Origin of the sequence: Arthrobacter sp. A2-55 (genome assembly GCF_025548615.1) — a bacterium.
GTDB lineage: Bacteria > Actinomycetota > Actinomycetes > Actinomycetales > Micrococcaceae > Specibacter > Specibacter silviterrae.
The window spans coordinates 1-19525 of sequence record NZ_JAJLOZ010000040.1 but is presented as its reverse complement, the minus strand read 5'-3'; the positions used below and the strand labels follow the sequence as shown (position 1 = coordinate 19525).

At 64.1% G+C, this 19525-nt stretch carries 21 protein-coding genes; 16 read left to right on the top strand and 5 right to left on the bottom strand.

Annotated features, from left to right (window positions below):
- Positions 1-4 precede the first annotated feature (4 nt).
- Together LPN03_RS12160 and LPN03_RS12155 are read left to right on the top strand one after the other, a co-directional pair.
- Positions 5-700 (top strand): response regulator, encoded by a 696-nt coding sequence (locus LPN03_RS12160; RefSeq protein ID WP_165183124.1) that lies wholly within the window; start codon positions 5-7, stop codon positions 698-700.
- Between the two features lie 31 nt (positions 701-731).
- A complete protein-coding gene (locus LPN03_RS12155) occupies positions 732-2012 on the top strand; it encodes a M18 family aminopeptidase (protein WP_262454400.1) in 1281 nt (426 codons plus the stop codon).
- 4 nt (positions 2013-2016) lie between these two features.
- Here the strand turns inward: LPN03_RS12155 and LPN03_RS12150 are convergent, their stop codons facing one another.
- Together LPN03_RS12150 and LPN03_RS12145 are read right to left on the bottom strand one after the other, a co-directional pair.
- Positions 2017-2658: a DUF1345 domain-containing protein gene (locus LPN03_RS12150; RefSeq protein WP_262454399.1), complete on the bottom strand. Its 642-nt coding sequence runs from the start codon at positions 2656-2658 to the stop codon at positions 2017-2019.
- Positions 2659-3051: 393 nt separating this feature from the next.
- Positions 3052-3174, bottom strand: a complete 123-nt coding sequence (locus tag LPN03_RS12145; RefSeq protein ID WP_262454398.1) for a hypothetical protein — start codon at positions 3172-3174, stop codon at positions 3052-3054.
- A 302-nt stretch (positions 3175-3476) separates the two neighbouring features.
- Here LPN03_RS12145 and rpsF point away from each other — a divergent pair, with 302 nt between their 5' ends.
- From rpsF to rplI, 4 genes are all read left to right on the top strand, one after another.
- Positions 3477-3782 (top strand): 30S ribosomal protein S6, encoded by a 306-nt coding sequence (gene rpsF / locus LPN03_RS12140; protein WP_165183126.1) that lies wholly within the window; start codon positions 3477-3479, stop codon positions 3780-3782.
- Between the two features lie 64 nt (positions 3783-3846).
- Positions 3847-4443, top strand: a complete 597-nt coding sequence (locus tag LPN03_RS12135) for a single-stranded DNA-binding protein (protein WP_262454397.1) — start codon at positions 3847-3849, stop codon at positions 4441-4443.
- A gap of 92 nt (positions 4444-4535) precedes the next feature.
- Positions 4536-4775: a 30S ribosomal protein S18 gene (gene rpsR / locus LPN03_RS12130; RefSeq protein ID WP_005273147.1), complete on the top strand. Its 240-nt coding sequence runs from the start codon at positions 4536-4538 to the stop codon at positions 4773-4775.
- 15 nt (positions 4776-4790) lie between these two features.
- Positions 4791-5240: a 50S ribosomal protein L9 gene (gene rplI / locus LPN03_RS12125; protein ID WP_165183128.1), complete on the top strand. Its 450-nt coding sequence runs from the start codon at positions 4791-4793 to the stop codon at positions 5238-5240.
- A gap of 62 nt (positions 5241-5302) precedes the next feature.
- On the opposite strand, the gene LPN03_RS12120 is transcribed toward rplI, so the two are convergent.
- Complete coding sequence (locus LPN03_RS12120) at positions 5303-5773, bottom strand: DUF1801 domain-containing protein (protein WP_262454396.1); 471 nt, start codon at positions 5771-5773, stop codon at positions 5303-5305.
- Between the two features lie 538 nt (positions 5774-6311).
- On the opposite strand from LPN03_RS12120, the gene dnaB reads away from it, so the two are divergent.
- Positions 6312-8687 (top strand): replicative DNA helicase, encoded by a 2376-nt coding sequence (gene dnaB / locus LPN03_RS12115; protein WP_262454395.1) that lies wholly within the window; start codon positions 6312-6314, stop codon positions 8685-8687.
- Here the strand turns inward: dnaB and LPN03_RS12110 are convergent.
- Positions 8643-9647, bottom strand: coding sequence for a DMT family transporter (locus LPN03_RS12110; protein WP_262454394.1), 1005 nt, complete (start codon positions 9645-9647; stop codon positions 8643-8645). The genes dnaB and LPN03_RS12110 overlap by 45 nt on opposite strands.
- Positions 9648-9721: 74 nt before the next feature.
- Between LPN03_RS12110 and LPN03_RS12105 the strand changes: the two genes are divergently transcribed.
- The 4 genes from LPN03_RS12105 to LPN03_RS12090 all read left to right on the top strand — a co-directional run bounded on the left by LPN03_RS12105 (position 9722) and on the right by LPN03_RS12090 (position 13212).
- Positions 9722-10663, top strand: a complete 942-nt coding sequence (locus LPN03_RS12105) for a LysR family transcriptional regulator (RefSeq protein WP_262454393.1) — start codon at positions 9722-9724, stop codon at positions 10661-10663.
- On the top strand, positions 10656-12053 hold the full coding sequence (locus LPN03_RS12100; RefSeq protein ID WP_262454392.1) for an MATE family efflux transporter: 1398 nt from the start codon (positions 10656-10658) through the stop codon (positions 12051-12053). The genes LPN03_RS12105 and LPN03_RS12100 overlap by 8 nt, the downstream gene beginning before the upstream one ends.
- Before the next feature lie 71 nt (positions 12054-12124).
- Positions 12125-12730, top strand: coding sequence for a hypothetical protein (locus LPN03_RS12095; RefSeq protein WP_262454391.1), 606 nt, complete (start codon positions 12125-12127; stop codon positions 12728-12730).
- A 101-nt stretch (positions 12731-12831) separates the two neighbouring features.
- On the top strand, positions 12832-13212 hold the full coding sequence (locus tag LPN03_RS12090) for a hypothetical protein (protein ID WP_262454390.1): 381 nt from the start codon (positions 12832-12834) through the stop codon (positions 13210-13212).
- Positions 13213-13258: 46 nt separating this feature from the next.
- On the opposite strand, the gene LPN03_RS12085 is transcribed toward LPN03_RS12090, so the two are convergent.
- The gene (locus LPN03_RS12085) at positions 13259-14296 is read right to left on the bottom strand and encodes an N-acetylglucosamine kinase (protein ID WP_262454388.1); all 1038 of its coding nucleotides are present in this window, start codon (positions 14294-14296) and stop codon (positions 13259-13261) included.
- 84 nt (positions 14297-14380) lie between these two features.
- Between LPN03_RS12085 and LPN03_RS12080 the strand changes: the two genes are divergently transcribed.
- The 5 genes from LPN03_RS12080 to LPN03_RS12060 form a co-directional block, all read left to right on the top strand.
- The gene (locus LPN03_RS12080) at positions 14381-15352 is read left to right on the top strand and encodes a MurR/RpiR family transcriptional regulator (RefSeq protein ID WP_262454387.1); all 972 of its coding nucleotides are present in this window, start codon (positions 14381-14383) and stop codon (positions 15350-15352) included.
- On the top strand, positions 15345-16109 hold the full coding sequence (locus LPN03_RS12075; RefSeq protein ID WP_262454386.1) for an SIS domain-containing protein: 765 nt from the start codon (positions 15345-15347) through the stop codon (positions 16107-16109). Before LPN03_RS12080 ends, LPN03_RS12075 begins: the two co-directional genes overlap by 8 nt.
- A gap of 132 nt (positions 16110-16241) precedes the next feature.
- Positions 16242-17657: an N-acetylglucosamine/diacetylchitobiose ABC transporter substrate-binding protein gene (ngcE, locus tag LPN03_RS12070; RefSeq protein ID WP_262454384.1), complete on the top strand. Its 1416-nt coding sequence runs from the start codon at positions 16242-16244 to the stop codon at positions 17655-17657.
- A gap of 92 nt (positions 17658-17749) precedes the next feature.
- Positions 17750-18649, top strand: a complete 900-nt coding sequence (locus LPN03_RS12065; protein WP_410468589.1) for a carbohydrate ABC transporter permease — start codon at positions 17750-17752, stop codon at positions 18647-18649.
- A gap of 104 nt (positions 18650-18753) precedes the next feature.
- A partial coding sequence (locus LPN03_RS12060; RefSeq protein WP_262454417.1) for a carbohydrate ABC transporter permease occupies positions 18754-19525 on the top strand: 772 nt, incomplete at its 3' end.

Sequence of the window (19525 nt, the reverse complement as noted above, 5' to 3'; positions counted from 1 at the left end):
CCCCATGGAGAACACCTTGACGCAGGCGCCCATCTCAATCCTGCTTGTGGACGACCAGCCGCTGCTGCGCATGGGCTTCCGGCTCATCCTTGAAGGCGAGGATGACCTTGCCGTGGTTGGCGAGGCCTCCAACGGCATTGAGGCACTGGCCGCCGTGGAGCGGCTGGACCCCGACGTGGTGCTCATGGATGTCCGCATGCCCCTTATGGACGGGATCGAGGCCACCGGCAAGATCAGTGCCTCCGCCTCCGGGGCACGCGTCATCATCCTCACCACCTTTGACCTGGACGAATACGCGTTTGCCGGGCTGCAGGCAGGCGCCTCCGCATTCCTCCTCAAGGACGTGGCGCCCACGGAACTGGTCAACGCCGTGCGCCTGGTGGCCAGCGGGGACGCCGTCGTGGCCCCTCGCGTCACCCAGCGCCTGCTGGAAAACTTTGTGCGCTCACAGCCCACGCCTCCCACGCACCCCCGCGACCCGCTGCTGGAGGAGCTGACGCCGCGCGAGCTGGAAGTGGCGCTGGCCATTGCCCAAGGCCTGTCCAATGCCGAGATTGCCCACCAGCTGTTCCTGTCCGAGGCCACAGTCAAGACGCACGTGCGCCGGATCCTGACGAAGCTCCACCTGAGGGACCGCGTCCAGGTGGTGGTGTACGCCTACGAGACAGGGTTGGTCACGCCCAGCAATCCCGACTACTAACGCCGTGGACGCTTCGTGGTTGAATCGAAGCATGACTTCCGTTGAGCACATCCTGGACCTGCGCGACTTCATCGCCGCGTCGCCGTCGAGCTTTCACGCCGCCCATGAGGCGGGCCGCAGGCTGGAGGAGGCGGGCTTCACCCAGCTCGAGGAATCTGCCGAATGGCCCGCCGGGGGCCGGCACTTTGTGATCCGCGACGGCGCCATCATTGCCTGGGTGGTGCCCGAGGGCGCGTCCGCCACCACTGGCTTCAACATTCTCGGCGCCCACACCGACTCGCCGTCCTTCAAGCTCAAGCCAAAGCCAACCACGGGCCGATTGGGCTGGCTGCAGGCGGGCGTGGAAGTTTATGGCGGCCCGCTGCTGAATTCCTGGCTGGACCGGGAACTGCAATTTGCCGGCCGCCTGGTGGACCGGGACGGCACGCAGACCCTGGTGGCCACCGGTCCGCTGCTGCGCTTCCCCCAGCTGGCCATCCACCTGGACCGGGGCGTGAATGACGGCCTGAAGCTGGACAAGCAGCAGCACATGAACCCCGTCTGGGGCCAGGGGCATCCCGGCAAGGAGGACCTGCTGGGCCTGCTGGCGCGGCACGCGGGAGTGGATGCTGCCAGCATTGGCGGCTACGACATCCTCGTGGCGGACACCCAGCCCGGCCAGGTGTTCGGTGCCAACCAGGAATTCTTCGCCGCCGGGCGCATGGACAACCTCACCTCAGTCCACGCCGGACTGACGGCCTTGATCAACGCCGCCGCCACCGAATCCACCGCGGACACCGTGATCCCCGTCCTGGCGGCCTTTGACCACGAGGAAATCGGCTCCGGCTCCCGCTCCGGCGCGTGCGGCCCCATCCTGGAGGACATCCTGGTCCGCATCTCCGACGGGCTGGGCGCCTCGCCGAGTGACCGGCGCCGTGCCTTCGCCGGCTCCTTCTGCGTCTCAGCTGACGCCGGGCACGCCGTCCACCCCAACTATTCCGAGCGCCACGACCCGGCCAACCTGCCCGTGCTGGGCGGTGGCCCCCTGCTGAAGATCAACGCGAACCAGCGCTACGCCACGGATGCCACGGGGGCGGCCATCTGGGCGAATCTGTGCCGCACCACGGGCGTACCGTACCAGGAGTTCGTGTCCAACAACGACGTGCCGTGCGGCTCCACGATCGGCCCGCTGACGGCCACGCGGCTCGGCATCCGCACGGTGGATGTGGGCACGCCGCTGCTCTCCATGCACTCCGCCCGGGAACTGTGCGGCGTGGACGATCCCTTCCACCTGTCGCGCATCACGGAGACGTTCTTCCGCACCGCCGTGTAGGTGCCTACTGGGTCAGGCTGACCACCAGGTTGATGGTGGTGGCCAGGATTCCGGTGCCAAACACGAAGGCGAGCAGGCTGTGCCGGAACGCGGCGGAGCGCATTTCGCGCGTGGTGATGTTGGTGTCGGAGACCTGGTACGTCATGCCGAGGCTGAACGACATGTAGGCAAAGTCGGTGTACTGGGGCAGCGCCTCCTGGTTGAATCCGATGCCGCCCGGCTCTCCCGCGTAGTAGATCTCCGCATACCGCAGCGTGAACAGGGTGTGGACCATGAGCCAGGACATGGCCGTGCACGTCAAGGCGAGCAGGGCCAGCAGCAGCCTGCCGGTGCCCGTCACGTCCTTGCTGCCCACCATGACCAGCACGACGGCGGCCAGCGAGCCCAGTGCGGCCAGCAGGATCAGCAGGTCCGAGGTGTTCCGGCCGGGGTCCTCCTCTTGGGCATGCGTCGCCGTGCGGACATTGTCCATCGGGGCGATGGTCAGCCAGACCCAAAGGTTGTACACCAGCGCCGCAACGCCCCAGCCCACTGCCGGGGCATAGAACCAGGCGCCAAAGATGACGGTGACCGCGGCGGCGGCAAGCCCGGCCAGGAGCATGACCGTCAGGCGCCGCCTGCGGTGCTGGGTGCGGGTGGTTTCCATGGCTTGATCATGCCATGGACGTTTCATTCAGGCTCGGTGCCTTGGGGCGGATGGCATTATGGCGGGGTCAGCAGGTGCTGCAATGCCGCCAAATACCTCCTTGGAGAATGCCTCGATGAACTCCGGGCGGCAATGTGCCACACCCGTGCCCATGGCCTGGGTGTCGGTGGTCCGGAGCTCGCCAGCCCACTCGTACAGGTCGCCGACCAGTTTTCGGTGGATGGCTAGTAGGTGTGGAAAATCGAAGCTGCCGCGACGGCGTGCGGCTCAACTCTGAGAGCCCAATATTGACCAGGTTTTGCTCGGTCAAGTCGAGCACGACTTGGTCTTTGATGCCCAGACGGTTGATGAGTGTTTCCGTGCCCGGGTACGTGTACTTGTCGGGCATGACCGCTAGATCCTGGCGCGAAGGGCTTCTTCGATAACCTGGTGCCTCGCCTCGTCGGCGTCTCCGAACTCCATGGCTGACTGAACTTCGGCCTCCGTGAGCCCGCTCTTGTTTTTCAGAGTCGACATGTAGAACTCCTTTGGGTCTTGAACGGGCTTCCAAGATGGCGCCGCCGCACCTTCCATTCTACCGGGCGGGGTCGGCAGCGGGCCGGGACCGAGGCAATCCTGTGCACAACTCCACCACAGCGTGTGGTGAGGCTTACCCACAGGGGTGACTGGCCGGCGTCGTCCGTCCTGTAAGATGGATAAGTCTGTGCTGGCACCGGGCCCACTGTAATGGTGTGGCCGAGCGCCCGGCAGGCACCGCAAATGAACCTCCTGTTACGGAAAGACCGTAACCGCCCAGCCCAAAGGAGGTGGGTTCACATATGCGTCCTTACGAATTGATGGTAATCATCGACCCCGATGTTGATGAGCGTACCGTTGAGCCGTCGCTTCAGAAGTTCCTCAATGTCATCACCACCGATGGTGGAACCATCGAAAAGGTTGACATCTGGGGCCGTCGTCGCCTGGCTTACGACATCCAGAAGAAGTCCGAAGGTATTTACGCCGTGGTGAACTTCACTGCTGCCCCCCATACCGCTCAGGAACTTGACCGCGTGCTTGGCCTCAACGAGACCATCCTGCGCACCAAGATCACCCGTCCGGAAGAGCAGAAGATCGTCGCCGAGTAGTTTCGGCTGACCACTTTTTACTTTTTCACCCGTAGGAAAACACTCAAGCAGGAAGTAGGGGCAGATGGCAGGCGAAACCACTATCACGGTCATTGGTAATCTCACCAGTGACCCGGAACTTCGGTTTACACCGAGCGGTTCAGCAGTAGCGAACTTCACCATTGCGTCCACTCCGCGGACTTTTGACCGCCAAAGCAATGAGTGGAAGGACGGCGAAACGCTGTTCCTCCGCGCATCGATCTGGCGTGAAGCGGCCGAGAACGTTGCGGAGTCCCTGACCAAGGGAACCCGCGTCATTGTCTCCGGCCGGCTGAAGTCGCGCACCTACGACACCAAAGAAGGCGAAAAGCGCACCGTCATGGAGCTTGAGGTCGACGAGATCGGCCCCTCGCTTCGCTACGCCAATGCCAAGGTCAACCGCACCCAGCGCTCCGGCGGACAGGGTGGCGGCTTTGGCGGAGGCCAGGGCGGCAACTTCGGCGGCGGCAACGCCGGCGGGGGCCAAGGCGGCTTCGGCGGCAATTCCGGCGGAGGAAACTTCGGCGGCAATGGCGGCCAGCAACAGCAGCAGTCCGCACCGGCATCCGACCCCTGGGCCACGCCCGGTGGATCCACCGGCGGCTGGGGCGCGGGCCCGGACAACTCCGAGCCCCCCTTCTAAAAACCGTTTTTACCTAAGTGCGGCAACCGCCGCACGCTCACCATCCCGCGGATTAATATCCACGGGCTCCACGAATATTAAGGAGCTCCACGATGGCTAAGGCTGAACTCCGTAAGCCCAAACCAAAGTCCAATCCCTTGAAGGCCGCTGACGTCACTGTCATCGACTACAAGGACGTAGCATTGCTGCGCAAGTTCATCTCTGACCGCGGAAAGATCCGTGCGCGCCGCGTCACGGGTGTCACCGTCCAGGAGCAGCGCAAGATCGCCCAGGCAATCAAGAACGCCCGCGAAGTTGCACTGCTGCCCTACTCCGGCGCTGGCCGAGGCTAAGGGAGATAAACAAACATGGCAAAGATCATTTTGACCCACGAAGTATCCGGTCTCGGCACCTCGGGTGACGTCGTTGAGGTGAAGAACGGTTACGCACGTAACTACCTTCTGCCCCGCGGCTTCGCCCTCCCCTGGTCCAAGGGAGGCGAGAAGCAGGTTGAGTCCATCAAGGCTGCCCGCGCCGCCCACGAGCACGCTTCCGTTGAAGCTGCCCAGGCCCAGGCTGCTGCCCTGGCCGCCAAGCCGGTCACGCTGACCGTCAAGGCCGGCGAGGCCGGACGCCTGTTCGGCACCGTCAAGACCGACGATGTTGCAAAGGCTGTTGCCGCTGCAGGTCTCGGCAACGTTGACAAGCGCAAGATCGAGCTGCCCACCCACATCAAGTCGGTTGGCAAGTACACGGCAAACGTGCGCCTCTACGAAGACGTCACCGCTGTGATCACCCTGGACGTTGTTGCAGGCTAATACCCGCAACCGCTCCACGAAAGGCCCGGCCCCCCGTTCGCGGGGTGCCGGGCCTTTTTGATTTACTTGCCCTTCTGGGACTGCAACGACTGGACGTCCGCGGTGGTCATGTATCCGTAGGCGGCCCTGATGAGCTCCCGCAGCACCCCTTCGTTGATGTCGGCAAGCTTGTTGAGGTAGATGCAGCCCGCGCCGCGCTTGAAGGTGCCGAGCCGGTCCAGGAGCTGTTCGGCGCCGGGCGGGTACGTCAGGCCGTAAATCACCAGCTTCGCCTTTCTCGGTGAAAATCCGACGGCGGCCGCGTCGCCTTCGCGGCCGGACGCGTACTTGTAGTGGTAGCTGCCAAAGCCGACGATGCTGGGCCCCCACATGACGGCCGGCTCCCCGGTTTCCTGCCCCATGATGTCCAGCAGCGCGCGGGCGTCCGCGCGGCGGACTGCGGAGGTGTCCACGGCGTCGATGAACTGGGCTGCATCCGCCGCCGTCGGCTGGGTCTTGTTGGCGCTCTTGCCGGTACTGTCCCTGGGTGCCATGATGGGCCTCCTCCTTGCGTCTGGCTGGGGTTTGACCCAGCCTAACGTGCCGCCGGGGCCGGCCCCGGGCGGCCCGTGCATGCCCCCGGGTGCATAAGCGCAGGTGGGGGCGCTTTTTAGCGGCAGTGGATGATTCACATGCTGGGCATATGTCTGTGGATATCGTCGCAGTATCCCTGTTTCGGAAGCTTGTCAACATCCAAGTTGTGGATGAGGCTTGGCCGGAAATTTATGTTTCTCCACAGGTGGTGGACACTGTTTGCGCAGGTCAGACGCCCATTATGACTAGTTGGTGATCATTATCCACAAAGTTGTCCCCATCCTGTGCACAAGCGATGGCACTTAATGCACAAGTTATCCACATGGCGGGTGGATGACGGGGTTGGCAGTTGTCCACAGAGCGTCTAACGTTGCAGGGGATCACCTCCCCGAACAGCGATAATTGTTGTATGGCCGGCAGGCCGGGAGGGATCATTCCCGACAACCATCAAGCATCAGTGTTTGCCGGGCCAGCAGGAAAGAAAGTGGGCGCAGGATCATGTCAGCTCCAGCAATGGACAACGTCTCAACGTCCCGGGAGCCGGACTTTGCCCGGACGCCCCCGCAGGACCTCGTGGCGGAACAGAGCGTCCTGGGCGGAATGATGCTCTCCAAGGATGCCATCGCCGACGTGGTGGAGGTTCTGCGCGGCAATGACTTCTACCGCCCCTCCCACGAAAGCATCTACGAGGCCATCCTTGACCTCTATGGCCGCGGCGAACCGGCAGACGCCGTCACGGTGGCCGACGAACTGACCAAGCGCGGTGAAATCGCGAAAATGGGCGGGGCCGCCTATCTGCACCAGTTGATCCAGTCGGTCCCGACCGCCGCCAACGCCGGCTTTTATGCGGAGATTGTCGCCGAGCGGGCCGTGCTGCGCCGCCTGGTAACCGCCGGCACCAAGATTGTCCAGATGGGCTATGCCCAGGACGGCGAAGTGGAAGACGTGGTCAACGCCGCGCAGGCGGAGATTTTCAAGGTCGCCGAACGGCGCACCACGGAGGACTACGTGATCCTCAAGGACGTCATGGAATCCACCGTGGATGAGATTGAGGCGTCCGGCCACAAGGGCGAGGGCATGACCGGCGTGCCCACCGGCTTTTACGAATTTGATGAACTGACCAACGGCCTGCACCCCGGCCAGATGATTGTCATCGCGGCCAGGCCGGCCGTCGGGAAATCCACGTTCGCACTTGACTGGGCGCGTTCGGCGGCCATCACCCACAACATGGCGACCGTGGTGTTCTCCCTTGAAATGGGCCGCAACGAGCTGGCCATGCGACTGCTCTCCGCCGAGGCAACCATCAACCTGCAGGACCTGCGCAAGGGAACTGTCAAGGACGACCAGTGGTCCAAGATCGCCACGACCATGGGCAAGATGAACGATGCCCCGCTGTTCATCGACGATTCCCCCAACATGTCCCTGATGGAAATCCGGGCCAAGTGCCGCCGCCTGAAGCAGCAGCATGACCTCAAGCTGGTGATCCTGGACTACCTCCAGCTGATGTCCTCCGGAAAGCGCGTGGAATCTCGCCAGCAGGAGGTCTCTGAGTTCTCCCGTGCCCTGAAGCTGCTGGCCAAGGAGTTGCAGGTGCCGGTCGTGGCGCTGTCCCAGCTCAACCGTGGTTCCGAGCAGCGCACGGACAAGAAACCCATGGTTTCAGACCTCCGTGAATCGGGCTGCCTCACTGCCGACACCCGCATCCTGCGTTCCGACACGGGCGCAGAAACCACCATGGGTGAGCTGTTCTCAACTGGAGCAAGGGATGTCCCCGTGTGGTCATTGGGTGACAACCTCCGCTATGTTGAGCGGCACTTGACGCATGTCTTCCCCACAGGCAGCAAACCAGTCTTCAAGCTGACGTTGGCGTCCGGCCGGACCATCCGTGCAACGGCGAACCACCCGTTCTTCACCTACGACGGTTGGCGCCCGCTGGGCGAGTTGTCCCCCGATGACCGGCTCGGCATCCCGCGCCATGTCAACGGACCGTCTGCCCGGACTGAGTGGGACGACACACAAGTGATTCATCACGCCAATATCCTTGCCCGGGCGGAAAGGGAAAGCTCCGAACGATGGCCTGAACCCCTGGACGGCCATATATCCAACGGCCTGATCTTCATCCCTGAAGCCGTTTTCGCACTTCCCAAGCGCCAGATCGCGCTTTTCCTGCACACACTCTGGTCGGGAATGGGAGAAGTGGGCGCCGGTGGTGCTCCTGTCATTCGATTTGCCACCCGATCCACGCAGCTCGCAACAGGATTGGCCATCTTGCTCCTGCGCTTCGGCATCACGACAAGGGTCTGCGAAACTGGGGGGATCAACCACGTCATGGTGGAAGAGTCCGACGACCAAGCCAGGTTCCAAAAAGCGATCCTGCCGGGCGAAGGTACAGGCTGGACAGCAAGGAGAGCGATGGGTATCCCCTCGGCGGATTCCGGTCCTAAAAGCATGGCTGGCCCATGGGTCGAAGTGGGTGAAATCCTTGCCAGCCCGACAACACAGGCGCTTGGCCCAGTCGTTGCCGTTCTGGATCGCGCGGAGCTGGAAGTTGAAGCTGTCAATGACTTGTTTTGGGACAGCATCGTCGCCATTGATCCGGACGGGGAGGAAGAAGTGTTCGACGCAACCGTCATTGGCAACCACAACTTCATCGCCAACGGCATCGCCGTCCACAACTCGATCGAGCAGGATGCCGACATGGTCATCCTGCTCCACCGCGAGGACATCTATGACAAGGAGTCGGCGCGGGCTGGCGAGGCAGACGTCATCGTGGCCAAACACCGCAACGGCCCCACGAAGACCATCGTGGTGGGCTTTCAGGGCCACTATTCACGGTTTGCCAACATGGCGAACGACGGCGGCGGCGGGTATTAGCGGGCCGGTCCCGTTGAGACCCGTCGCCGGCCCGGCGGCGGCGGCCCGCAGCCGGGCCTCGATCCGCTGCCCGGCGTAGCAGCCGCCCAAAATCAAGGCTGCCCCGCACGCCCCCGGCCAGCCCAGCGCCTCGCCGGCAAGCAGCACCCCGGCGGCGACGGCCCACACGGGTTCCGTGCCCATCAGGAGGCTGGCCCGGGATGCCGACGTCCGCCGGACTGCCCACAGCTGGACCAGGAAGGCGAACACGCTCGCACCCAGGCCCAGGTACAGCACACCGAGCCATCCGGACACCCCAAATCCTGCGGCCGCGCGGACCATGCCGGGCGGGTCCAAGGCAATCCCCGCCACGGCGCACACCACGGACTGGATCAGCGTGATGGTCACGGAACTGTAGGGCCTGCCCCTGGTCAGCGTGCCCAGCAGCGTCACATGGAACGCACGGACGGCGGCAGCGGCCAGCATCAGCAGGTCGCCCGGATTCGGGGCGCGGAAACCGTTGCCCGACACGAGCAGCGCCACGCCAACAATGCAGACAACGGCTGCCACAAAGTATCCCCGCGGCAGCCACCGCCTGGATGCGGCGGCCTCCAGCAGGGGAGTAAAGATCACCGTCAGGCTGATGATCAGCCCGGCATTGGACGCCCTGGTCTGGGCCACTCCATACGTTTCCAGGAACAACACGGCAGCCTGCGTGCCGCCGAGCACCACTGCCGTCAACAGCTCCGCACGGCCCGGCCGGCGGCGGACCCGCCAGGCCCACAGCACGGCAAGCGCCGCCGACGCCACGAGAAAGCGCCACCCCAGCACGGCCGGCACGGACGCCACCATCGTCAGGTCCTTGGCGGCCAGGTAGCTTCCGCCCCACACTGCGGCCACAGCCAGCAGCGCCACATCGGTGCCGCGTCCCGGCCGGAATCGTTCGCCGCGCTTGCCGCCCGTGGGCCTGCCAATAGTCATCACTGTTCAATCGTCACGGACAAAAGCACTAAGAACCAGATGATGTTTGCCGGGTAATGCATTAGTTTGGGCTTATGGAACTGGGTCAATTGCGCGCACTCCGCGAAGTCCAGGCGAGGGGAAGCATCGCCGCGGCCGCGCTGGCACTGAACGTCACGCCGTCGTCCGTGTCCCAGCAGCTGGCGGCACTGCAGCGCAAGGCGGGCACGGCACTGACATACAAGGCCGGCCGGCGGACCGCCCTGACCCCGGCGGGGCTGGCCCTGTGCCGCGCCACGGTGGACGTGGAGGTGGCGCTGGCCCGCGCGGATGCCGCCGTGGCCGCGTTCAGGGACAGCCCCTCCGAACCGGTCAGCGTGGCCGCCTTTCACAGTGCCGGGCTGGCATTTTTTGGTCCGCTGGCGCAAGCGCTGGCGGGCGACGGCGGCCCGAGCCTCAGCTTTGCCGACCAGGACGTGGCGCAACAGGACTTTGCCGCCCTCACGGCCGACTACGACGTGGTGGTGGCCCACCGGCTGCCCAACAGCCCGCCCTGGCCGGCCACCGCGGCGGTGGTCCCGCTTGCCTTTGAGCCCCTGGATGTGGCGGTGGGCGCCACGCACCGCCTGGCCGGACGCAGTTCGCTCCGCCCTTCGGAACTGCGCGGGGAGCGCTGGATTTCGGTCCACCATGGCTTTGCCCTCGAAGGTGCCATTGAAATGATCGGCACGTTGGCCGGGCAGGAAGTCACCGTGGCCCACCGGATCAATGAATTCTTCGTGGCGGCCTCCGTGGTGGAAGGCGGCGGCTGCATCTCGCTGATGCCCCGCTTCACCGTTAATCGGAAACAGTTTCCCCACCTGGTGCTCATTCCCTTGGCGGAGCCCAGGCTGGGGCGCCGCATCGACATCCTGGCCCGGCCCGAGGCCCTGGAGCGGGCCGGGGTGCGCCACGTGGTGGCGGCCCTGCAGGCCGTCATGGCGGAACTGGTGGAGGCCGGCCCCGGACCCGGGCCGATACTGTTGAACCATGCCTAAACCCACCAGGCCCGGGATAGCGCCGCCGTCCGGCGGGCGGCTCGCGCGGACGCCCGCGGCCCGCCCCTCAGTCTCGCAGTCGCGGCAGATCCTCCAGCTTGCCGTGCCCGCCTTCGGGGCACTCATTGCCGAACCGCTGTTCCTGCTCGCCGATTCGGCCATCGTGGGGCACCTGGGCGTGGCGGAACTGGCGGGAGTGGGCCTGGCCGCCACGGTGCTCCAGACCGTGGTGGGGCTCATGGTGTTCCTGGCCTACTCGACCACCCCCGCCGTGGCCCGGCTGCTGGGGGCAGGGCGCCGTGCCGACGCGCTCGCCGTGGGCCGCGACGGGCTGTGGCTGGCCCTGGGGCTGGGCGTGGTGCTGGCGGGGGCCGGCGCCCTCCTGGCAGGGCCGCTGCTTTCCGCCATGGGCGCGCGCGGTGCCGTGCTGGGGTTCGCCAACGACTACCTGCTGGTCAGCCTGGCGGGCATTCCGGCCATGCTGCTGGTGCTGGCGGCCATGGGGGTGCTGCGCGGACTCCAGGACACCCGGACGCCGCTGCTGGTGGCCGGGATCGGCTTCGCCGTGAACATCGCACTGAACTTCACCCTGGTGTACGTGCTGCACATGTCGGTGGCCGGCGCAGCGCTCGGCACCGTGCTGGCCCAGTGGGGCATGGCCGCCATCTACCTGGTGATCGTGGTCCGGGCTGCGCGGGCGGACCACGTGGGCCTGCGCCCGGACTGGGCAGGCATTCGAACGGTTTCCCGCGTTGGCAGCTGGCTCATGGTCCGCACCCTGTCCCTGCGCCTGGCCATCCTGGCCACGGTGTTGGTGGCAACCGCCCAGGGTCCGCAAAACCTGGCCGCCCACCAGCTGGCCATGACGCTTTTTTCGTTCCTGGCCTTTGCCCTGGATGCCCTGGCCATCGCCGCGCAGGCGCTCATCGGCAAGGAACTGGGCGCCGGGCGCGTCGCCGCCGTGCGCACGCTGACGGCCACCATGACCCGGTGGGGCCTGGGCTTTGGCGTCATCACGGGGCTGGCCCTGTGGGCATCCTCCGGCGGGGTGGGCTGGCTTTTCACGAACGACGCCGGCGTCCACAGGACGCTGGCCGCCGCCCTGCTGGTCATGGCGATTGGGCAGCCCGTGGCGGGCTACGTGTTTGTCCTGGACGGCGTGCTGATCGGTGCGGGGGACGCGCGCTACCTGGCCCTGGCCGGGCTGGTCAACCTGGCGGTGTACCTGCCTCTGCTGTTCTGGGTCAGTGCGGCCGGCCTGGGCAGCGGGCCCGCAGCCATGGCCTGGCTGTGGGCGGCCTTCAGCCTGGGCTACATGGCCGCCAGGGCGCTGACCCTGGGGCTGCGCGCCCGCACCGACCGCTGGATGCGCGTGGGCATCCCGGACTGAGGCGTTCCGGCCCGGGGGACCGGCGGCTTGTATTGTGCCGGCGCTGTGGCCCACCCCGCTAGACTTGACGGGTGAATGATACAGCTGTGCCCCAGAACCTCAATGCCGCCGTGACCGACACCCCTGCCTCCGCCCTGTGGCAGCCGGTCATGTTACGCTCCATGGCCACCCTGCTTTTTGGCATCGTCACTGTCTTCTTTGGGGCACCGGACACCCTGGGTCTCTGCCTGAACTTTGGCTGGTACTTCCTGGTCCTGGCCGGACTGCACTATTGGTTTGTGCGCCGCCTGGCCCTGCCGCGTGCCGACGCCCGGCGGTTGGCGCTCCTGGGTGCCGCGGGGCTCCTGGCGGTGGCCGGCGTCGTGATTTTCATTGCCATCAACACGGCGCTGGCGGCGTGGCTGGGAGCGGCAGCCCTGGCCGTCATGGGCGGCGCGGAACTGTTTGCCGCACTCCACAACCCGTCCGGGAAGGCGGGGAAGTCCCCGCTGCGCAGCGACTGGCTGATCTCCGGAGTGCTGGGACTGGGCACCGGGCTGCTGCTGCCCTTCTTTGCCGCTGCCGGGCCGCATGCCCTGCTGGGCGTTGCCGGCGGCGGGGCGCTGATGACGGGCGCCCTATGGCTGCTGTCCGCCCTCACCATGCGCCATGATGCCCGGAAGCCAAAAGGAAAGTAAACTGGATGCAGTGTTCTACTTTATGTAGAACGCGTGCTGCGCAGACCGTGTGCGTGCAACGGCGCGATGAGCCGGCGACAATCAATATGAAGGACCAAACTGTGGGCAATGTAGAGCCGCAAGATTCGAAGTCGGGAAACTCCATCAGGTTCCCGCTCAGCTTTTCCTTCGCCATGGGCGCAGTGGCCGGCGTGGTGACCCTGGTGGTCTCGGCCGGCGGCCTGAAGCACGGCCTGCGCTGGGACCTGGGGGGCATTGCTTTTGGCATCGCCTTCATCGCCTCATTGCTGATTTCCTCGCTGCTGGTCATGGGCCACAAGGAAAATCCGGCCTACCTCAGCGAGGGCTCCGGCGTAAACCGCAAGTCCTCCGACCGCCTGGCTGCCGCCCGCGCCAAGTCGGAGGAGGCCGCGAAGGCCGCCGCTGCTGACAACGAGGCTGGCACGGGCAAGAACGACGACGGCGGCCCCTCCGCACGCTAATGCCGGCACCGGAGCTGGGCTTGCTTCGGCTGAAAGCAGCACGACACTAGGCGCGCAGTTCCGCCAGGCTGGCAGAAATGCGTTCAAATACAGCCTCATCAACTTTTTCCCCGGCGCGTTTGAGCGCCAGGACCGCCGCTCCCGCCATGCCGTCGGCGACCAGGATTGGCACCACCAGGTTTTGGGCCCCCTCCTGCCGGCTGGCCCCTTGCTGTCTCGTCCCTTGCTGAATGGTCCCGCTCAGCCGTGAGACTACGGCGTCTGCAACGGAGCCGCCCCTGGTGAGGACGCTGCCGCCGAAGACCAACGGGCCATCCACGGCACCGTCCAGTACGGCCGTCAAGGTCCCGGCCAGCGCGGCAGCTGCCCGATCGGTGATGTCCCGGGCAACGGCGTCGTCCCCGGCGTCAAAGACCATCGGTGCGAAGCGTGAGAGTTCAATGGGGGCCAGCGCATAGATTTTGGCGATCAGCTGCTGTTGCGCCCGGACCCGGCCGTTGGTGCGGTCCTGGGTGCCGCCGGAAATGCCCAGCTCCGCCAGCACTGGTTCCAAGAGTGCCGTGGGCCTGCCGCGCCCGTCCAGGGCGGCGGCTACGGCGCGCAACACCTCCCGGCCCAGCCAAAATCCCGCCCCGCTGTCGCCCAGGAGCCAGCCCGTGCCGTCCGCCACCGCGGCCAGCCTGCTGTCGCTGATTCGCGCCGCCACGGCGCCGGTGCCGGCTATCAGGGCGTATCCATTGTCCTGACATGTTCCGGAGTAAAACGTAGCCAATAAATCAGATTCGATCACTACATTTCCGCTGAGGCCAAGCCCGGCAAAGCGTTCGCGGAACGGTTCGGTGGCCAGTTCCAAGGAAGCCCCGGCCATTCCGATGGTGACGGAGCTGAAGGGTTGCGGAGTGCCCCCAAGGGCCCCCGACGATGCCTGCAACAGGGCCTCTATGGCACCGTCAAATCCCCGGGAAACCGGGTTTCCACCGCCGGAAACGCCATACCCGAGACACTGCCCTGAGCCGGTCAAAAACACGGCCCGCGTGGACGTTCCGCCGGCGTCGATTGCCAGGTAATTACGCGTCGTTACCATTCTGTGTCTTCACTGTGACTTGACTTACACTGCTGATGATAATAGTTTTCAGTTATCGCTTACAAAAAAGAAATGGATTTTCACATGACGTCGACTTTGCCAACTCCAGCAGTGGTGAGCGCTGCCGGCGTCGTGAACCGCATTCAGGCCAAACTACCTGACATGCCGGCGGCGATGGCCAAGATCGGTGCGTTTCTTCTGGAGCACCCCCAGGCGCCGCTGGAACTGTCCATCATGGACCTGGCCCATGAGACCAAGACCTCCCCGGCCACCGTCACCCGCTTTTGCCGGCTGTTGGGATATGCCGGATACGTGCCCTTCCGCGTCAGCATTGCCTCCGAGATGGGCCGCGGTGACGCCCGGGAATCGTGGAAGGCTGACATTGGCCGCGCGTTTGGCCCGGACGACTCGGCGCGGGACGTCCTGAGCACCCTGGTCAATGCGCACACCCGTTCGCTGGAGGAAACCGCGGCCGTGATGGACCTGGCGCTGATGGACAAGATTGCCCGGCGGATAGCCATGAGCGCACATGTGGACATCTACGGCATCGGCGGCAGTGCCGTCATGGCCAAGGAACTTCAGTCGCGCCTCTACCGCATTGGCATCAACGCCCACCACTGGTCCGAAGTCCATGCCGGGCTGACCAGCGCCGCCATTCAGGACACCAACTCCGTGGCCATTGGGATTTCCAACACCGGGCGCACGGAGGAGACCATCCAGATGCTCCGCGCCGCGGGGGAAGCCGGTGCGCTGACGGTGGCGCTGAGCAACAACCCGGGCTCGCCGCTGGCCGAAAGTGCCGATTCCTCCATCATCACCTCGGTCCATGAGCAGTTCCTGCAGCCTGATGACCTCTCCGCCAAGCATGTCCAGCTGCTGGTGATCGACCTGATCTACCTGCTGGTGGCGCAAATCAATTTCGCCCAAACCACGTCCAAGCTTGCCGCTTCGGCCATGGCCGTTTCCCCGCATCGGCGTCCCACCCGGGCGGCGCGGATTGAACTGGGCGGCCATCGCGGGAGCCACGCCGGTGGAAAGGCGCGGAACCATGTCTGATTACACAACGGCTTTTAGCCTGGAAGTTTCTTCCCGACTGGACGCCCTGACGCAGTGGGCGCAGGGCGGTGGCCTGGATGAGGCTGCGGCAGCCCTGGCCGACGCCGTCGCGGCCGGCGGGGTCATCCAAGCCTTTGGCACCGGACATTCCGAGGCCTTTGCCATGGAGATCGCCGGCCGGGCGGGCGGACTGATCCCCACGAGCAAGATTGCCCTGCGCGACCTGGTGCTGCATGGCTCGCGCGGCGTCGACGCACTGGATTCGCTGGAGGGTTCGGTCCTGGAGCGGGAGAACGGCGTGGCGCAGGAACTTTACGAGGTGTCGCTGGTGGATCCTCGGGACATCTTTGTCATTGCCTCGAATTCCGGCGTCAACGGGGCAATTGTTGGCCTGGCGCTGCTGGCCAAGGAGCGCGGCCACAAGGTGATCGCAGTCACCAGCCTGGAACATACCGCCGCGGTTGAGGCAAAACACCCAAGTGGGATGCGTCTCAGTGAAATTGCGGATATTGTTATGGATAACAAAGCTCCTTATGGCGATACAACCCTTGAAGTTTCCGACGGCATGGGCGTAGGCGCTGTCTCATCGATCACGGGTGCGTACATTGCGCAGCTGCTGACCATTGGGACAGTCCAACACCTAATCCGTGCGGGGAAGAAACCGCCCGTTTACATTTCCTCAAACATTCCGGGCGGGGACGAACACAACAATGCACTGGTTGGCCACTATGTTGGCCGTCTCAGACGGGAGGCATGATGCGCAGCATTGCAGCTGGCACCGGACCCGACGCCTGAAAAGTGATGTCAGTCAGGGAGCTTTGCCCGTACACCCCGTACAAAGTAGTACCGATTTAGCGTTCGTACCATCAATGGAAGGCAGTACATAAAAATGAGTATTCAGAACAAGCAGCTGCAGCGCCGCGGTTTCCTCCGCGGGGCACTGGCCACAGCCGTGCTCTTGCCTCTCGGTGGGGCCCTCGCTTCCTGCGCCGGCGGCGGTGGCGGCGGCGCCGCCACCACGGCAGCCGGCGGTGCCGTATCGGCAACCAACCCGTTTGGTGTTGCCGCCACCGGCGCCCTTGACGCAGTCATTTTCAAGGGTGGCTACGGGATTGACTACGTTGACTTCGCCGGCGCCATCCTGAAGAAGAACTACCCCGGCATCGACGTGAAGATCAGCCCCTCCACGGACATCGCCCAGGAGATGCAGCCGCGCTTCGTCGGCGGCACGCCCCCGGACCTGATCGACAACTCGGGTGCCAAGTCCATTGGCTTCAGCACCATCCTGGACCAGCTCGAGGACCTCAAGTCCGTCACCGAGGCGAACAACCTCGAGGGCACCAAGATTGCCGACACCCTGTACGGCGGCGTGCTTGCGCCCGGGACGTTCAATGGCAAGGTCGCGGCCATCAACTATGTGCTGACGGTCTACGCGCTGTGGTACTCCAAGTCGCTCTTCGATGCCAACGGCTGGAAGGTCCCCACCACCTGGGACGAGGCCTTGACGCTCGGAGCTGCTGCCAAGGCCAAGGGCAAGTACCTGTTCCTCTGGGGCAAGGAAGCCGCCACGTACTACCAGACCATGGCCATTGAATCCGCCATCAAGGAAGGCGGCGACGAGGTCCGCCTCGCCCTGGAAAACCTCAAGCCGGGTTGCTGGTCCCTGCCGGCAATGCAGAGCGTCTTCGGCGCCCTGGAAAAGATCATCAAGGCCGGCTACATCAAGCCCGGCGGATCCGGAACCCAGTTCACGGCCGCGCAGGCCCAGTGGTCCAACAACCAGGATGCCCTGCTGTACCCGTCCGGTTCCTGGATTGAAAACGAAATGAAGGACCAGACCAAGGCCGACTTCAAGATGACCGGCACCCCGGTTCCCGTGGTCTCGGCCAGCCCGAAGATTCCGCAGACGGGCATCCGCTCTGCAGCAGGCGAGCCGTTCATTGTTCCGTCCAAGGGCAAGAATGTTGCCGCAGGCAAGGAGCTGCTGCGCATCATGCTCTCCAAGGATTCGGCAGTCAACTTCGCCAAGACGAAGCTGGCCCCCACCGTCGTGAAGGGCACCGTCCCGGCAGACGGCTTCGGCTCCACGGCCCTGGTGTCGCAGACCACCATGCTCGACAATGCCAAGACGAACATCTTCACCTGGAACTTCGTTGACCTGTACGGCATGAACCCGGACCAGCTGGTGCCGTGGAACTCCTTCTTGGACGGCAAGCTCGACGCCGCCGGACTCACTAAGGCACTGCAGGACATCACCGACAAGGTCGCCAACGACAGCTCGGTTACAAAGATTGAAGTGAAGTGACTCAAGTAACAAGCCACGTGCAGTCGGGCAGCGGCGTTCCCGCCGCTGCCCGGCGGCGCCGGAAAAAACTGACATTCGACAAGGTCAGCTTCATGGTGGTCTTCTTGGGGCTGCCCTTGGCGATCTACCTGGTCTTCGTGATCTCGCCCTTCGTCCAGGCGATGTACTACTCGCTGACAAGCTGGAGCGGCTTCAACGACAAAATGCCGTTCGTCGGGTTCGACAACTATGTCAAGCTCTTCCACGACGACATCTTCATGCTCTCGGTGCGCAACAGCATCATCCTGGCCATCTTCCTGCCCGTCATCACCGTGATCCTGTCCCTGGTGCTGGCCACGCTCGTGACCATTGGCGGCAGCAGCCGGGGCCAGATCAAGGGCCTGAAGGGATCCGGCTTCTACCGGATCGTCTCCTTCTTCCCCTACGTGATTCCCGCCGTCGTCATTGGAATTATCTGGGCGCAGATTTATGATCCAAGCTCGGGCCTGCTTAATGGCATCCTGACCGGCATCGGCTTTGACGGGCTGAAGTCGTATCCCTGGCTGGGAGACCCCCGCACGGCCATGATCGCCTCCATGGTGGTGATCGTCTGGGGTTTTGTTGGCTTCTACATGATTCTGTTCATCGCCGCCATCAAGGGCATTCCTGCCGAAACGTTTGAGGCGGCACGCATTGACGGCGCAGGCCGCTTCCGCACGGCCACCACCATCACGATTCCCCTGATCCGCGACAACATCCAGACGGCCTACGTCTACATGGGCATCCTGGCGCTGGACGCCTTCGTCTACATGTCTGTGCTGAATTCCACCGGCGGCCCCGCGAATTCCACGCTGGTCATGTCGCAGAAGCTGTTCACCACGGCATTCTCCAAGAGCCAGTTTGGCCTGGCCTGTGCCATGGGCGTGGTGCTGGCAGCAATTACCCTGATCTTCTCGGCACTGGTCTTTCTGGTGAACCGGATCACCGGCGGCAAACAGGATGTGTCTGAATAATGTCACTCAAACTTTCCAAGAAATCTCCAGCCGTCCACGGCCATGTGGAACGGAAGTCCCAGGAAACCAAGAGCGACAAGGTCGTGGCGGGCGTCTCGCACACCATGCTCGGCCTGTGGTCCCTGATGGTCCTGATCCCTCTGCTGTGGACCTTGATGTCGTCCTTCAAGACGACCAGCGAAATCTTCGCCTCGCCGTTCTCGCTGCCCAAGGTTTGGCAATTCAAGAACTACGTCAGTGCCTGGAACACGGCGGGAATCGGTCTCTACTTCTTCAATACTGTGATCGTGGTTGGCTTTGCACTGGTCATTGTGATGGTGCTGGGCTCCATGTGCGCCTACGTATTGGCCCGCTACGTCTTCCCTGGCCACCGGATCATCTACTACCTCATGCTTGCCGGCCTCACGTTCCCCATCTTCCTGGCCATTGTGCCCCTGTTCTTTATTCTGAAAAACATGGGGCTGCTTAATACGCTGCCGGGCCTGATTATTGTGTATGTGGCGTTTGCGCTTCCCTTCACCGTGTTCTTCCTGTTCTCCTTCTTCAAGGCCCTCCCGGGTGAAATTGCCGAAGCAGCCCAGATCGACGGTGCCGGCGAATGGCGCACCTTCTTCCAGGTCATGCTGCCCATGGCGAAGCCGGGCCTGGCGTCGGTGGCCATCTTCAACTTCCTGGGCCTCTGGAACCAGTACCTGATCCCCGTTGCCATTAACACCGACCCCCAAAAGAAGGTGCTGTCCCAGGGCATCGCGGCGTTTGCCGGCCAGCAGGGCTACGCAGTGGACTTTGGTTCGCTGTTTGCCGCCTCCGTCATTGTGGTGGTGCCGGTGCTCATTGCCTACATCATCTTCCAACGCCAGTTGCAGGGGTCGGTGT